Genomic DNA, 15,799 nt, shown 5'->3' on the forward strand with positions numbered 1-15,799 from the left:
GAGCTGGATCGGTGTCAGGCCGACCTCGCCGGCGACCGGTTCGGGGCCGGCGACGGTGACGGCGCTGCCGGCGGCGCGGGCCCGGGAGACCACCTGGATGCTCAGGATGGAGTCGCCGCCGAGCAGGAAGAAGTCGTCGTCCAGCCCGACCCGTTCGACCCCGAGCAGCTCCGCCCAGATCGCGGCGAGCAGGCGCTCGCGGTCGGTGCCGGGGGCACGGTGGGGGCGGTCGCCGCCCGCCGACCAGTCGGGGGCGGGCAGCCGCCGGCGGTCCACCTTGCCGTTGGCGGTGAGCGGGAGTTCGGGCAGGGTGACGAAGGCCGCGGGCAGCATGTAGTCGGGCAGGTCGGCGGCCAGGTGGGCGCGCAGTTCGGCGGCGCCCGGCGGCTCGGCGCCCTCGGCGGGCACCAGGTGGGCGGCGAGGCGCTTGCGTCCGGCGTCCTGGTGGAGCGAGACCACGGCCTCGGCGACGGCCGGGTGGGCGGTGAGCCGGGCCTCGATCTCGGCGGGTTCGATCCGGAAGCCGCGGATCTTGATCTGGTCGTCGGCGCGGCCGACGAAGTGCAGTTCGCCGTCCGCGCTCCACCGGACGGTGTCGCCGGTGCGGTACATCCGGGCGCCGGGCGGGCCGAAGGGGTCGGCGAGGTAGCGGGCGGCGGTCTCGCCGGGGCGGCCCGCGTAGCCGCGCGCGAGCCCGGCCCCGGAGATGTACAACTCGCCGGTGACACCCGGCGGTTGCGGCTGGAGCGCGCCGTCCAGGACGTACACCCGGGTGTTGTCCAGCGGGCGGCCGATCGGCAGTGTGGCGGGCAGTTCGTCGCCGTGGCGGAAGGCCCGGCGGGTGGCGAAGGTGGTGGTCTCGGTCGGCCCGTAGCCGTCGACCACGGTGAGGCCGGGGCAGGCCGCCAGGACCTTGCGGACGGCGGCGCCGGGCACCGCCTCGCCGCCGGTCCACACCTCGCGGGCGCCGCGCAGGCAGCCCGGGTCCTCCTGGGCGAGCAGCCGGAACAGCCCGGCGGTCAGCCACAGGCAGGTCACGCCCCGCTCGGTGACGGCGTGCCGGACGGCGGCGGCGTCCAGGTCCTCCGGCGGGGCGAGGACGGCGGTGCCGCCGCGCAGCAGCGGCACCCACAGCTCGTAGGTGGCGGCGTCGAAGGCGTGCGGGGAGTGCACCAGCACCCGGTCGTGGCCGGTGAAGGCGCGGTCCAGGGCGAGCGCGGCGACGTCCCGGCGGCGCACCGCGACGCCCTTGGGGGTGCCGGTGGAGCCCGAGGTGAACATCAGGTACTGGACGTTGTCGGGGTGGACGGCCGCCGGGGGCGCGGTCGGCGCCCCGGTGCGGTCCGGCCGGTCGACGCGCAGCACCCGCTCGGCGGGGCGCAGCTCGGCGGCGGTGTCCGCCCAGCGGGCGTCGGTGAGCAGCAGCTCGGCGCCCGCCTCGGCCAGCATCCGGTGCAGCCGCTCGCGCGGCGCCCGGCCGTCCAGCGGCACGAAGACCCCGCCGGTGCGGACCAGCGCCAGCTGGGCGGCGACCAGTTCGACGGAGCGCTCCATCAGCACCCCGACGGGCTGCTCCACCCGGACCCCATGCGCGGCCAGCCGTCCGGCCAACTCGGCGGCCCGGGCGTCCAGTTCGCGGTAGGTCAGGCGCTCGTCGCCGGCCTCCAGGGCGACCGCCCCGGGGGTGCGGAGCACCTGCTCGGCGAACAGCTCGGCGATGTCGGCCGCGGGCTGCTCGGCGGCGGTGGCGTTCCAGTCGACCAGGACGCGGTGCCGCTCCTCGGCGGTCAGCAGCGGCAGCCGCGCGGGCGGGAGGTGGGCGCCGGCGGGCAGGCCGGTGAGCGCGGCGGTGAGCCGGTCGGCCAGCGTCCGCACGGTGGACTCGTCGAACAGTCGCGGGTCGTAGCAGAGCCGCAGCGACAGCTCCGGGCCGGGGTAGGCGAGCAGGGCGAGCGGGTAGTTGGTGGTCTCGATGCCGTCCAGGTCGCGCAGGCGCAGGCCGTGGGCGTCGGCCGCGTCCTCGTCCACCGGGTAGTTCTCGAAGACCACCAGGCTGTCGAACAGGCCGGTCCGCTCGGGCAGTCCGGTGCCGGCCCGCATGCGGGTGAGCGGGACGAAACCGTGCCGCCGGTCCTCGCTCTGCTCCCGCTGGAGAGCCTGGAGCCAGTCCAGCAGGGTGCCGTCGGCGGGCACCGTGGTGCGGGTCGGCAGGGTGGTGATGAACAGGCCGGTCATCGACTCGACGCCGGGCAGCTCGGGCGGCCGCCCGGAGGAGGTGGTGCCGTACACCACCTCGGCGCGCCCGGCCTGGCGGCCCAGCAGCACCGCCCAGGCGCCCTGGACCAGGGTGTTGAGGGTCAGCCCGGAGCCGCGCGCCAGGTCCTCCAGCGCCCTGGTCGCGGCGGCGGGCAGGGTGAACGGCACCGCCCGGGTGGACTCCGCGCGGTGGCTCTGCACCGGCTCGCGGTCGTACGGCAGCGGCGTCGGCTCCACCAGCCCGGCGAGGCGGGTGCGCCAGTGCCGCTCTGCCTCGGCGTGGTCGCGCCCGGCCAGCCAGGCCAGGTAGTCGCGGTAGGGCCGGCGCTCCGGCACGGTGCCGTACGGGACCTCCGGCCCCGAGGCCAGGGCGGCGTGCGCCGCGAAGACGTCCGAGAGCACCTGGAACAGGCTCCAGCCGTCCAGCACCAGGTGGTGGAACGACCAGAGCACCCGCACCCGGCTCTCCGAGAGGCGGATCAGCAGCAGCCGCTGGAGCGGGGCCCGCGCCAGGTCGAGGCCGCTCGCCCGGTCCCGGTCCAGCAGCTCGGCCAGCCGGGTGCGGCGCTCCTCCTCGGGCAGCGCGCGCCAGTCCAGGTGGGTGACCGGCACGGCAACCCGGCGGTGCACCACCAGCAGCGGCTCGGGCACCTCCTGCCAGCGGACGTGGGCGCGCAGCACCGCGGTGCGGTCGGTGACCCACTGCCAGGCCCCGGCGAGGCGGGCCGGGTCGGGCACCCCGTCCAGGACGAAGTCCAGCTGCTGGAAGTAGGCGCCGCTGTCCTCCTCGGCGAGGCCGTGGAAGAGCATGCCGGACTGGGTCGGGGTGAGCGGCAGGACGTCCTCCACCGCACCCGGGTCGGCGCCGGTGATCCGGTCCACCGCCGCCTGGTCGAGCCGGGCCAGCGGGAAGTCGGACGGGGTGCGCCCGGCGGCGCCGGGGCCGGCCGCGTGGCGGGCGAGGTCGGCCAGCTCCTCGGCGAAGCGCCGGGCCAGCGCCTCGACGGTGGCGGAGCCGTGGACGGCCGCGGAGTGGAACCAGGTGAACTCCAGCGCGTCGCCGTCGAGGCGGCCGACCACCTCCAGCGGGTGGGGCCGCCCGACCGCCGGGTCGGCGTCCAGCTCCAGCGGCCGGAAGGTGCCGCGGAACAGCCCGTCGGGGCTGTCCGGCAGGGCGATGCGGCCCAGGTAGTTGAAGCTGATCCGGGCGGCCGAGGCCTCGGGCGCGGTGCCGGGGCGGCCGAGGTGGCGCAGCGCCTCGAAGCCGAGGCCGCGCCGGGGGACGGCGCGCAGCTGCTCCTTGACCTGCTTGAGGACGGTGTCCCAGCCGGCCCCGGCGGGGACGGCCAGGGCGACGGGGTGGCGGGTGGTGAACCAGCCGACCGTACGGCCGAGGTCGAGGTCGGCGAACAGCTCCTCGCGCCCGTGGCCCTCGACGTCCACCACGACCCGCTCCAGCCCGCTCGCCCCGCACAGCGCCCGGCCCAGCGCGCTCAGCAGCACGTCGTTGGGCTGGGTGCGGTAGGTGTCGGGCAGGGTGCGCAGCAGGGCGGCGGTGTCGGCGGGGCTCAGCCGGACGGTGACGGAGCGTTCGGTGGCGTAGCTGTCGGGGCCGTCGAGCTCGGCGGGGAAGGGCTCGGCGGCGGGTTGCCCTTCGGTCGGCTGCCCGGGCACGGCCCGGGCCCAGTACGCGGACTCGTCCTCGAAGCCGCCCTCGGCGGCGAAGGCGCTCAGCCGCTCGGCCCACTGCCGCAGCGGCGAGGACTTCGCGGGCAGGGCGGCGGCGCCGTCCCGGCCCTCGCGGCGGGCGCGGTACGCGGTGTCGAGGTCCTCCAGCAGGACCCGCCAGGAGACCCCGTCGACCACCAGGTGGTGGACGGCCAGGTGGAGGACCGGGGGCCGGCCCCCGGCGCGCTCGTGCAGCACGGCGCGCAGCAGCGGGCCGCCGTCGGCCAGGTCGTACGGCCCGAAGTGCGGGGTGTCCTGGTCGGGGCCGGTGTGCCGGGCCAGAACGGTACGGGCCGTCGGCTCCTGGATCCGCCAGCGCACCGCACCCGCACCGTCCGGAGTCGCGAAGGCGGAGCGCAGCGCGTCGTGGTGGGCGACCAGGTCGTTCAGGGCCTCCTCCAGGGCCGCCCGGTCGAGGTCGCCGGGCAGCAGCAGGGAGACGGCCTGGGCGAAGTGGCCGGCCCGGCCGGCGGCCCGCTCGAACCACCAGCGCTGGATCGGGGTCAACACGGCCTCCCCGGTGGCGGCCACCGGCGCGGGCGCGGCGGGCGCCTCGGCGTCCTCCGCGGCCAGGGCGAGGGCGGCGACCGTCTGGTGGCGGTAGAGGTCCCGGGAGGTCACCGCCAGCCCGGCCTGCCGGGAGCGGGCCACCACCTGGATGCCGAGGATGGAGTCGCCGCCGAGGTCGAAGAAGTTGTCGTCGGCGCCGACCCGCTCCAGCCGCAGCACCTCGGCCCAGATGCCGGCCAGCGCGCGTTCGGCGGGGGTACGGGGGGCGACGTGGCGGGGGGCGGCCGCGGCGGGGGCGGGGGCGGTCTCCGGGCCGCGGGGCTCCGCCCGCTCCTCGACCCGGCCGAGGTGCTCCAGCCCGCCGTCGGCGGTCCACCGCACCAGCTCGCCGGTGCCGTACATCGTCTCCCCCGGCGCGCCGTACGGGTCGGGGACGAGCCGCTCCCCCGGCTGCTCCGGGAGGTCGCCCGCGAGGTACAACTCGCCCGGCACCCCGACGGGTTGGGAGCGCCGCGCGCGGTCGAGGACGTAGGCCCGGCTCCATCCGGACGGCCACGCCGGGTCGGCGCCCGGGAGCTCCCGCGGCGGCTTCCGGGAGTCGAGCAGCGCGCGCTGCTCCTCCTCGGGGATCATCGGCAGCTCGGCGAGGGTGCGCCGCGGCCCGTCCGCCATCCCGGCCAGCAGCCGGTGCAGGTGCTCGGCCAGCGCGGTCACGGTCCGCCGGTCGAACAGGGCGGTGTCGTACTCGACCGTCAGCGTGCAGCCGCCGTCGGCCTCGTCGGGGGTGAACTCCAGCACCAGGTCGAAGCGGGCGGCCGGGCGGGGCAGCGGGTGGTCGGCGAAGCGCAGCCCGCCGACGGGCGCGGGGGCGGCGGGGGTCTGCTGGACGACGACGACCTGGACCAGCGGGGTCCGGCTGGGGTCGCGGGGCGGGGCCAGTTCCTCGACCACCCGGTCGAAGGGCACCTCGGCGTGGGCGAAGGCGTCCAACAGGGTGGTGCGCATGGACTCCACGAAGCGGTCGACGGTGGCCTCCTCGTCCACGTCGCCGCGCAGCACCACGGTGTTGACGAAGAAGCCGGCCACCTCCTCCAGCTCGCGCCGCTCGCGCCCGTTGACGACGGTGCCGAAGGCCACGTCCCGCTGGCCGCAGTGGCGTGAGAGCAGCAGCGCGGACGCCCCGGCGAACAGGGTGAACACGGTGGTGCCGCGGCCCGCGGCGAGGTGGCGCAGCCGGTCGACCAGCTCGGCCGGGAGGTGGTGGCGGTGCGCCGCGCCGTGGCCGGCGCGCTCGGCGGGCCGGGGGCGGTCGGTGGGCAGCCGCAGGGTCGGCAGGCCGGCCAGGGTGCGCTTCCAGTAGGCGAGTTGGGGCGCGTGGTCGGCCCGGCGGTGCTGCTCCCAGTGGGCGTAGTCGGGGTACTGGAGGGCGGGCGCGGGCAGGCCGTCGGGTTCGCCGGTGGCCTCCGCCCGGAGGAGGGCGGCCAGTTCGCGGGTGAGGACGCCGACCGACCAGCCGTCGGTGACGATGTGGTGCTGCGCCAGCAGCAGCAGGTGCTCGTCGGCGGCGAGCCGGACCAGCAGCGCCCGGCTGAGCGGGCCCCGCGCCAGGTCGTAGGGCCGCTCCAGTTCCTCGGCGAGCAGGCGTTCGGCCGCCTCGGCGCGCTCCCCGGCGGGCAGGGTGGCGAGGTCCTCGGTGCGCAGCGGCAGTTCGGCCCGCTCGGCGACGTGCTGCGCGAGCCGCCCGTCGACGGCGGTGACGGTGGTGCGCAACGCGTCGTGCCGGGCGGTGAGGCGCCGCAGGGCCCGGCCGAGGGCCTCCCGGTCGAGGTCGCCGTGCAGGCGCAGGGCCACGCCGGTGTGGTTGCCGGTGCCGCCGGGGGCGAGGTCCTCCAGGAACCAGAGCCGGCGCTGGGCACTGGAGAGCGGCAGCGGCTCCCCGCGCGGGGCCGGCGGGACCGGCCCGGTCAGGGCTTCGGCGGCCGGCCGGTCGAGCAGCGGGGCGAGGGCGGCGACGGTGCGGGCGGTGAAGACGTCCCGCAGGGTGAGCCGGACGCCGAGGCGTTCGGCGATCCGGGCCAGGGTGCGGGCGGCGAGGATGGAGTCGCCGCCGAGGTCGAAGAAGTCGTCCTCGGCGCCCACCGCGTCGAGGCCGAGGACCTCGGCCCAGACGGCGGCCAGGGCGCGCTCCCGTTCGGTGCGCGGGGCGAGGCGTCCGGCGGCGCCCTGCCGGGCGGGCGCGGGCAGCGCCCGCTGGTCGATCTTGAGCTGCGGGGTGAGCGGGAAGGCGGGCAGCACGACGACGGCGGCGGGCACCAGGTGGGCGGGCAGCGCGGCGGCCAGGGCGGTGCGCAGCGCGGCCGGGTCCGGGGGCAGCTCCGGGTCGGCGGGCGTGGCGTAGCCGACCAGCCGGGTGTGGCCCGGTTCGTCCTCGCGGACCACGACGACGGCCTGGTCGACGGCGGGGTGGGCGCGCAGCGCGGCCTCGATCTCGCCCGGCTCGATCCGGAAGCCGCGGACCTTGACCTGCCGGTCGAGCCGGCCGAGGAACTCCAGCTCCCCGTCGGCGGTGAACCGGGCCCGGTCGCCGGTGCGGTAGAGCCGGGCGCCGGGCGGGCCGAAGGGGTCGGGGACGAAGCGGGCGGCGGTCAGGCCGGGGCGGCCGAGGTAGCCGCGGGCGACACCCTCGCCGCCGAGGTACAGCTCGCCGTCGGTGCCGGCCGGCCGGGGCCGCATGGCCTCGTCGAGCACGTGCACCCGGGCGTGCGGCAGGGCGCCGCCGATGGTGGGCGCGCCGGTGCCGGCGGTGAGCGGGCCGGTCCAGGTGGCGACGATGGTGGCCTCGGTCGGGCCGTAGGAGTTGACCATGCGTCGGCCGGGCGCCCAGCGGTCGACCAGTTCGGCGGAGCAGGCCTCGGCCCCGACGATCAGGGTGCGCAGGTGGCGGCCCGCGCCGGCCGGGACGGTGGCGAGGGCGGCGGGCGGGATCAGGGTGTGGGTGATGCGCTGCCCGTCCAGGACGGCGGCGAGCTCCTCGCCCAGCCAGGGGCCGTCCGGGGGGACCACCAGGGTGGCGCCGGTGAGGACGGAGACGAACAGTTCCAGGACGGAGGCGTCGAAGCTGGGCGAGGAGAACTGGAGCACCCGGTCCCCCGGCCCGACCGCGTAGTTCTCGACGGCCGCCGCCGTGAAGCCCGCGATGCCCCGGTGGGTGACGACCACGCCCTTGGGCGTCCCGGTGGAGCCCGAGGTGTAGATCACGTACGCCGGGTGGTCGGTGCCAGCCGCGGCCGGGAGGTCCGTGTGGTCGCGGTCCTCGGGGCGGTCCGTCTCCAGGAGGTCGCGGACGGCGTCCGGGTCGTCCAACACCAGCGCGGGGGCGGCGTCAGCGAGCATCAGCGCCCGCCGCTCGGCGGGGTAGGCCGGGTCGACGGGCAGGAAGGCGGCGCCCGCCCGGGCGACGGCCAGCTCGGCGGCGACCAGCTCCATGGAGCGCGGCAGGACCAGGGCCACCGTCCGCTCCGGCCCGGCGCCGCGCCGGCGCAGGTCGCGGGCCAGCCGCTCGACGCGTTCGGCCAGGGCGCGGTAGCTCCAGCCGCGCCGCCCGTCGGTCAGCGCCGGCGCGTGCGGCGTGCGGGCCGCCTGGGCGGCGAACAGGGCGTCCAGGGTCCGGGGCGCCGCCGACGGTGCGGTGGTGCCACCGGCCGGAGCCTGCGGCGGGGCGGACGGACGCACGGGCTGGGCAGGCCGGTCGGCCATGGCGGAAGGTCCTTCCGAGGGGGGCGACGACGAGGGCGGCGGGGCAGGCGGTGGCCGGCCCTCGGGCCCGGGGAACGGTGCGGGGCAGGTGCGGGGTCGGGCGTACGGCGGCGGGGCCGGCCGGGTCAGTCGGCGGCCCGGCGGGCGGTGCGCCCGGAGACCTGCACCCGGTCGATCCGACCGGTGGCCGGGTCCCGGTGGAAGCGCCCGCCGGGTTCGGGGCGCCCGGTGTCGGGGGCGATCAGGTCGTAGGAGAGGTCGGCGTAGCAGCGCAGCGGGATCGGGAGGTCGCCGTCGACCGAGAGGGTGGCCGGTCCGGCGCCGGCCGGCTCGACCCGGTAGCGGATGGCGCCGTTGCGGTAGTCGCCCGCGCACTCGGCCAGGGTCGCCGGGGCGGCGAGCAGCACGGGCCCGCCCGCACCCACCGGTTCGATCCCCGCGGGCACCCGCACTCCGGCCAACTCCTCCAGTTCCGCCATGAGTTCGCGCCAGAGGGCGGTGGCCGCACCGGCGTTGCCGGTGAAGGCGACCACGAGGCCGCTGTCCGGGTCGGCCCGCAGGTGGCAGGAGGTGCCCATGGCGTTGCCGTCGTGGCCGCACCACAGCCGCCCGTCCTGCCGGTAGAGCGCCGCGCCGGCGCCCCAGCCGTCGGCGAGCGCTCCCGGCCGGGCGCCGGGCGCCGGGCGGCGCATCCGCTCGGCGGTGTCCGGGGGCAGCGCCTTGGCCCGGCCGACCAGGGCGGCGCCGAGCGCGGCGAGGTCCGCGGCGCTGGCCAGCAGGGCGCCGGCCGGTGCCTCCAGCGGGGCCAGGTTCTGCCGGACGGCCCGGGGCAGGCCGGTCGCGGCGTTGAGCGCGTGCCCGGCGGCGACCGGCCGCCCGGGGGCGGCGGTGTCGACGAACACCGGCCCGGTGCCGAAGGGTTCGAGCAGCAGGGTGCGTACCGCCTCGTGCCAGGGCATCCCGGTCACCGTCTCGACCAGGCGCCCGGCGGCGACGTAGCCGGCGTTGGAGTAGGAGAAGTCCGTCCCGGGCGGGAACAGCGCGTCCGGGGCGGTGCACACGGCGGACAGGTAGCGGGTCGCGGTGGTGCGGGCGGCGGCGTCGGAGTCCGGGCCGGTGGGCAGTCCGCCGGTGTGGCTCAGCAGCTGACGAATCGTTACTTCAGGCAGCTGCCGGAGCTCCGGCAGGTGCTCGGCGGCCGGTTCGTCGAGGTCGAGGTCGCCGTCGTCGGTGAGCAGCATCACCAGGGCGGCCGTGTAGGGCTTGGTGAGCGAGCCGATCGGAACGGCGGTGTCCTCGGTGAACGGCGTCCCGGCGCCGGTGTCGGCCACCCCGGTGTGCAGGGCGACGGCCTCCGGGCCGGTGTCCAGCACCAGTTGGGCGCCGGGCACCCGGTGGGCGCGGGCGAGCGTGTCGAGCCGGTGCTGCAGCTCGCTGCGCGGGAGGAGCGGCGACCGCTCGCGGGCGGGCGCCGGACTGGCGTACGGCATGGCGGAAGCTCCCGTTGACTGGTTCTCGGGCGCGGGCGCACCGGGCGCCCGCGGTGGAAATGCGGCGGAATCGCGGATCGGGAGGCGGCGCAGCGGGAATTCCCGGCCGTCGACGCCGCCCGCTTCAGGACGCGTGGGAACGAGGGGAATCGGCCCCGGCCCGACCGGCGGCGGTCCACCGGGCCCGGGAACGGGATTCCCCGGAGGCCCCTCGGCCGGGCACCGCGCCCGCCCCTCGCGGGGCAGTCCCCCGGCCGCGTCGGCGCGTCCGGACCGGGCGGTGCGAATGCGACCCGAATTTCCCTCCGCGCGATGAACGGCGGACCGGATCGCGGTGAACCGCGAGCCTCCGAATACCCTTACCCCGTCGGCACGTTCGAACAGAAAACCGTCCCCCGCCGACCGGCCGCTCTCCCGGCCCCCACCTGCGCAACGGCCGTACCCGGCATGCCCATTCCCCCTTTTGGCGATCCACCCCCGCAACCGCCGCGCGGAACGCGCCGACACGGTCGGGGAGTCGCACAATCCCTGTCGTCCCGAACGTCCGGACGACGAACGCGCAACAGTCTTCACGGCGGGTCAGTCGCTCGCAACCCCTTCCGATTGAACGGAGAGCGACCGCCGTCGGTAATCGGAACCCCAAAATCCCAGGTGCGACTCCCGGCCGCGCCCGGAGAACCGGAGAACGGGCGCGAATTCTTTGGCTGAAAATATGAGGTTCAGATCTCACCAGCCACTCGAACAGCTATTCGTCAGAATATCCGAGTGATTTCCCGGACGCCTGTGACGGCTGTGATGAAAGTGATGGCTGTGCCGGAAGGCGACGGAATTCACCGGGTGGGCCGCGTGTGACACCGTCCGGCCCTGGCCGGCGCCGGTCACCCGGCCCCCGGCGCGGCTACCACCAGTGCGGCGGCGGCCCCTGCGAGCCCGCCGGGTACTCGTCCAGCGGGACCAGCCCCCGCTCCCAGGCGGACAGCACCGGTTCGAGCACCCGCCAGGCCTCCTCGGCCTCGTCGCCCCGGATGGACAGCGCCGGATCGCCGTTCAGGACGTCCAACAGCAGCCGCCCGTACGCGGGCAGGTCCTGCGGCTCCATCCGCGCGGTCAGCGAGAGCGGGGCCAACTCGTGGGCGTGGGCGCCGATGCCGGTCAGGTCCAGGGTCAGCCCCTCCGGCTCCAGCTCGAACCGCAGCACGTTGGGCCTGGCCTCCCCGCCGGGGCCCTCCCGGGCGGGGCTCTTCCCGCCGGGGCCGAACGGCAGGTGGGGCACCGGGCGGAAGTGCACCGCGACCTCCTTGCGGTCCGCCCCCAGGGCCTTGCCGCTGCGCAGCCGGAACCGCGTCCCGGCCCACCGCCAGCTGTCCAGCTCCAGTTCCACCTCGGCGAAGGTCTCGGTGCCGCGCGCCGGGTCCACGCCCTCCTCCTCGGCGTACGCGGGGACCTCGCGGTCCCCGATCCGCCCCGGCAGGTAGCGGGCCCGCCGGGTGCGGTGCACCACGTCGTGCTCGGTCAGCGGCCTGACGGAGCGCAGCACGTCCACCTTCCGGTCGCGCAGGTCCCGTTCGCCGAGCGTGAGCGGCGGTTCCATGGCCACCAGGCAGAGCAGTTGCAGCAGGTGGTTCTGGACCATGTCCTTGAGCGCCCCGACCCGGTCGTAGTACCCGGCCCGGCCCTCCAGCGCCAGCGTCTCGTCCCAGGTGATGTCCACCTCGGCGATGTGGGTGCTGTTCCAGAGGGGTTCCAGCACCCGGTTGGCCAGCCGGCTGCCGAGGACGTTCTGGACGGTCGTCATGGCCAGGAAGTGGTCGACCCGGAACACCGCCCGCTCCGGCACGAGTTCGGCGAGCAGCCGGTTCAGCTCCCGCGCGCCGGCCAGGTCCTCGCCGAACGGCTTCTCCAGCACGATCCGGCTGCCGTCCGGCAGGCCCGCCGCGTGCAGGGCGGTGACCGCGGCGGGGAAGAGCGCCGGCGGGAGGGCGAGGTAGACGGCCACCGGCCCCTCCCCGGCGACGACCGCGGCCACGTCGGCGGGGTCGGTGACGTCGGCCCGCCGGTAGTGGAGGGCGGACACCACCGCCTCCCCGGCCCCGGCCGGGAGCCCGCCGCCGTGCCGGCCGAGCCGCTCCGCGGCCCACGCCCGGTAGCGCCCGGTGTCCCAGTCCTCCCGGCTGGCCCCGGTCACCCGGAGCGCGTCGCCGGTGTGCCCCGCCGCCCGCAGCGCGGCCAGCGCCGGCAGCAGGAAGCGGGCGCTGAGGTCCCCGGTCGCGCCGAGGATCGCGAGCCGGTCGATCATCCCCGTCCCCCCACCCCGGCCCGGGCCAGGTTCACGCCGCTGGAGATGATCCCGATGTGGCTGAACGCCTGGGGGAAGTTGCCCATGAACTCTCCTGTGGACGGGTCGATCTGCTCGGACATCAGCCCCAGCGGGCTCGCCCGGGAGCACAGCGAGGCGTACAGCTCCCCGGCCTCGTCGATCCGGCCCTGGCCGACCAGGTTGTCGACCAGCCAGAAGCTGCACAGCACGAAGGCGCCCTCGTCGCCCGGCAGCCCGTCCGGGGACTCCTCGTGCAGGTAGCGGTAGAGCAGCCCGCCGCCCGCCGACAGGCGCTCGGCGACGGCCGCGGCGGTCGCCACCATCCGCGGGTGGTCGGCCGGCACCACCCGGCGCAGCGGGAGCGCGAGCAGGCTCGCGTCCAGCGTGCCGCCGCCGTCCAGGTGGGCGCTGAGGGTCTTGGCGTCCTCGTCCCAGGACTGCTCCAGGACGAGCCGGCGCAGCTCCTCGGCCGAGGCGCGCCAGCGGTCCGGCCCGTCGGACCGGCCGAGCCGCTCGCCGATCCGCGCGGCCCGGTCCAGGGCCACCTGGCACAGGCCCGCCGAGTACGTGAACACCCGGCCCTGGCTGCGCACCTCCCAGATGCCCTGGTCCGGCTCCCGCCAGGCCTGCCGGGCGGCGTCGGCCAGCTCGGCCAGGCCGGCCCAGAGCGCGGGCTGGATCTCGCCGCCGGAGCGCAGCCACTGGTCGGCGCAGTCCAGGATCTCGCCGTAGACGTCGTGCTGGCGCTGGTCGGTCGCGCCGTTGCCCCAGCGCACCGGGGCCGAGCCCTGGTAGCCCTCCAGTTCGGTGTCCACGACCTCGTCCGGCACCGGGCCGCCGCGCAGGTCGTACATGATCCGGGGCCGCCGGCTGGTCTCGAAGGCGTCCAGGACCCAGCCGAGGAAGGCGTCGGCCTCGCCGCCGAAGCCGATCCGGCGCAGGGCGAACACGGCGAACGCCGCGTCGCGGATCCAGCTGTAGCGGTAGTCCCAGTTGCGGATCCCGCCGATCGGCGCGGGCAGCGAGGAGGTGGGGGCCGCGACCAGCGAGCCGTTGGCCCAGTCGTCGCAGAGCTTCAGCGTGATCGCGGCCCGCCGGACCAGGGGCTCCTGGGGGCCGTCGTAGGCGAAGTGCCCCATCCAGCGGCGCCAGGCCTCGGCGGTGGCCCCGAGGGTCGCGTCGGTGTCGAAGCGGTGGTGGCGGTGGAAGCGGCCCCAGGACAGCACGAGGTCCAGGCGTTCGCCCTGCCGCAGCTCGTGGGTGTCGCGCAGGCCGGTCAGCGGACGGTTGGAGCGCAGGTGCAGCCGCAGGTCCGGGCGCCGGTGCGGGCGCACCTCCAGTCCGCTGAACAGGGCGCGGGCCTGCGCGCCGCCGCGCGGCTCCAGCTCCACCCGCAGCCGGACCGTCCCGTCCAGCACCACGGCCGAGCGCACGAGTTCGCCCCGGTCGGCCGGCGCGTCGTCGGTGAGGTCGGCGCCGGAGCGCAGGGTCAGCGCGTCGGTGACGCGCACCAGGCCGGTGGGGCCGCGCAGTTCGGTGACCAGCACGCCGGTGTCCGGTTCGTAGCGCTGCCTGGCCTCCACCAGGCCTTCCGGGGCGAGGGTGAAGTGCCCGCCCCGGGCGTGGTCCAGCAGGCCGCAGAACAGCGGCTCGGAGTCGAACCGGGGCAGGCACAGCCACGGGATGGCGCCGTCCGGGCCGACCAGCGCGGCCGTCGCGCCGTTGCCGATCAGGCCGAGGTCCTCCAGCGGCGGGTAGCCGTTCCGGCGGCGGACCGGCCGGAACGGTGGGTCGGGGTCGTACATGCCGCCTCGCTTCCGCAGCGCCAGGGGGGTCGGTCGACGGGGGCGTCGTCCCGGTGCGGGGTGCCCGGGAGCCGGTCCGTCGGAGGGCGGACCGTCGCGCGGCCGACGGCTCCCACGTTCCCGGGGATCGGGCCGGTCCGCGATCCGGCCGCTCCGGCAGCGGTGCTTTCCGGTGAAAAAGCGCTCTCCGGCGCATGGGCGCAAACACCGCACCTGCTAGCGTTCGAGCCCGGACGGCGGACGACGGACGGCGGAGGTCGCACATGGCGGGCAGGGACGTGGAGCGGGCCTTCATCGGGTCGTTCACCTCGGAGGGCGGGCGCGGGATCGTCCTGGCCTCGCTGGATCCGGACACCGGGGCGCTGACCGCCACCGGTGTCGTCGAGGCCGTCGACCCGTCCTACCTCGCCCTCGGGCTCGCCGCCGGCGGCGCGGTGCTCTACGCCGTGTCCGAGACCGAGCCTGGCGCCGTCACCGCCCATGACCTCGCCGGCCCGGTGCCCCGCCCGCTCGGCGCCCCCGTCCCGGTGGACGGGGACCACCCCACCCACCTGAGCCTCAGCGGGGGCCACCTGCTGACGGCCAACTACGGCTCCGGCAGCGTCAGCGTGCTGCCGCTCGCCGCCGACGGCACCCCGCGCCCCCCGGCCACCGTGCTGCGCCACCAGGGCAGCGGGCCGCACCCGGACCGCCAGCGGGCCCCGCACGCCCACCAGGTGCTCCCCGACCCGTCGGGGCGCTGGGTGCTGAGCGTCGACCTCGGCACCGACTCGGTGCGGGTCTGCGCCCTGGACCCGGCGACGGGGGAGCTCACCGTGCACGCGGAGACCGCGCTGCCGCCCGGCACCGGGCCCCGGCACCTCGCCTTCCACCCCTCCGGCCGCCACGCGTACGTGCTCGGCGAGCTGCGCCCCGTCGTGACGGTCTGCCGCTGGGACGCGGCGGCCGGGGCGCTCGAACCGGTCGCGGAGGTCCCGCTGTTCCCCGACGGCGTCGAGGGCCCGGTCTCGCCGTCGGCCCCGGTGGTCTCCCCCGACGGCCGCTTCCTGTGGGCGGCCGAGCGCGGCACCGACACCATCGTGGTGCTCTCCCTCGACGCGACGGGCGAGCGGGCGCACGTGGTCGCCTCGGTGCCCTGCGGGGGCCGCTGGCCGCGCGACCTGGTGCTGGGCCCCACCGGCACCCGGCTGTACGCGGCGAACCAGCACTCCGGCGACGTCACCTGGTTCGACCTGGACGCCGCCACCGGCGTCCCCCGCCGGGCGGGCTCGCTGGCCGTCCCGGCGGCGTCCACCGTCCTGTTCGCCTGACGGCCGCGCCGGGCCCGGTCGCTCACGTCCCGCCGTCGCGGACCACCACGACCGGGACGCCGGCGTGCCGGGTGCAGTGCTGGGCCACCGAGCCCAGCAGCATCCCCGCGAAGCCGCCGAGGCCCCGGCTGCCGACCACCAGCAGGTCCGCACCCCGGGCCGCCTCGACCAGCGCCCCGGCCGGGGTGCCGTACCGCGCCTCGGTGCGCACCTCGACCGGCGGCTCCTCCCCCACCGCCCGCCGCACGGCCCGGTCGACCTCCTGGCGCGCCCGGCCCGCCAGCTCCGCCTCGTCGGTGATCCCCGGCGGGAACCAGCCGCGCGCACCGTGGTAGGTCGGGTACTCCCAGGCGATCACCGCCACCACCGCGGCGCCGGTGAGCTCCGCCTGGCGCACGGCCCAGCGCAGGGCCCGGTCGGACGGCTCCGAGCCGTCCACCCCGACCACGATGCGGCCCGTCTCCTCGGGCTGGTCGGCCATGTCTCCTCCTCCACTCGACGGCGGCGGAGGATCGCACCGGGCGGTGGCCCGCCGTCACCGGGCTCGGTGACCAGCCTCGTCCCGACCGCACCGGGTCCGCAGTCCGGCAGGGCCGGTCGGGGGCGGTGACGCGCGGGGCCCCGGGC

6 protein-coding genes are annotated in these 15,799 nt (G+C 77.0%); 1 reads left to right on the top strand and 5 read right to left on the bottom strand.

Annotated elements, in window-relative coordinates:
• The 4 genes from ACFU6K_RS10475 to ACFU6K_RS10490 form a co-directional block, all read right to left on the bottom strand.
• Positions 1–8,250: amino acid adenylation domain-containing protein (locus tag ACFU6K_RS10475; protein WP_380662160.1), on the bottom strand; the 8,250-nt coding region annotated here is incomplete at its 3' end.
• Between the two features lie 125 nt (positions 8,251–8,375).
• Positions 8,376–9,740: a serine hydrolase domain-containing protein gene (locus ACFU6K_RS10480; RefSeq protein ID WP_380662161.1), complete on the bottom strand. Its 1,365-nt coding sequence runs from the start codon at positions 9,738–9,740 to the stop codon at positions 8,376–8,378.
• 898 nt (positions 9,741–10,638) lie between these two features.
• Complete coding sequence (locus ACFU6K_RS10485) at positions 10,639–12,036, bottom strand: glucose-6-phosphate dehydrogenase (RefSeq protein ID WP_380662162.1); 1,398 nt, start codon at positions 12,034–12,036, stop codon at positions 10,639–10,641.
• The gene (locus ACFU6K_RS10490; RefSeq protein ID WP_380662163.1) at positions 12,033–13,862 is read right to left on the bottom strand and encodes a glycoside hydrolase family 15 protein; all 1,830 of its coding nucleotides are present in this window, start codon (positions 13,860–13,862) and stop codon (positions 12,033–12,035) included. The genes ACFU6K_RS10485 and ACFU6K_RS10490 overlap by 4 nt, the downstream gene beginning before the upstream one ends.
• A gap of 263 nt (positions 13,863–14,125) precedes the next feature.
• On the opposite strand from ACFU6K_RS10490, the gene ACFU6K_RS10495 reads away from it, so the two are divergent.
• Positions 14,126–15,172 (top strand): lactonase family protein, encoded by a 1,047-nt coding sequence (locus tag ACFU6K_RS10495; RefSeq protein WP_380662164.1) that lies wholly within the window; start codon positions 14,126–14,128, stop codon positions 15,170–15,172.
• Positions 15,173–15,194: 22 nt separating this feature from the next.
• On the opposite strand, the gene ACFU6K_RS10500 is transcribed toward ACFU6K_RS10495, so the two are convergent.
• Positions 15,195–15,653 carry a universal stress protein gene (locus ACFU6K_RS10500; protein WP_380662165.1) on the bottom strand — a complete coding sequence of 153 codons (459 nt, stop codon included), beginning with the start codon at positions 15,651–15,653 and terminating at the stop codon, positions 15,195–15,197.
• Positions 15,654–15,799 lie beyond the last annotated feature (146 nt).

It is taken from the genome of Kitasatospora sp. NPDC057512 (genome assembly GCF_042802135.1).
GTDB lineage: Bacteria > Actinomycetota > Actinomycetes > Streptomycetales > Streptomycetaceae > Kitasatospora.

What these genes read in the sequence shown, in the direction of transcription:
- ACFU6K_RS10480 (WP_380662161.1), bottom strand. Translation starts at nt 9,740, where the DNA reads ATGCCGTACGCCAGTCCGGCGCCCGCCCGCGAGCGGTCGCCGCTCCTC.
- ACFU6K_RS10485 (WP_380662162.1), bottom strand. Translation starts at nt 12,036, where the DNA reads ATGATCGACCGGCTCGCGATCCTCGGCGCGACCGGGGACCTCAGCGCC.
- ACFU6K_RS10490 (WP_380662163.1), bottom strand. Translation starts at nt 13,862, where the DNA reads ATGTACGACCCCGACCCACCGTTCCGGCCGGTCCGCCGCCGGAACGGC.
- ACFU6K_RS10495 (WP_380662164.1), top strand. Translation starts at nt 14,126, where the DNA reads ATGGCGGGCAGGGACGTGGAGCGGGCCTTCATCGGGTCGTTCACCTCG.
- ACFU6K_RS10500 (WP_380662165.1), bottom strand. Translation starts at nt 15,653, where the DNA reads ATGGCCGACCAGCCCGAGGAGACGGGCCGCATCGTGGTCGGGGTGGAC.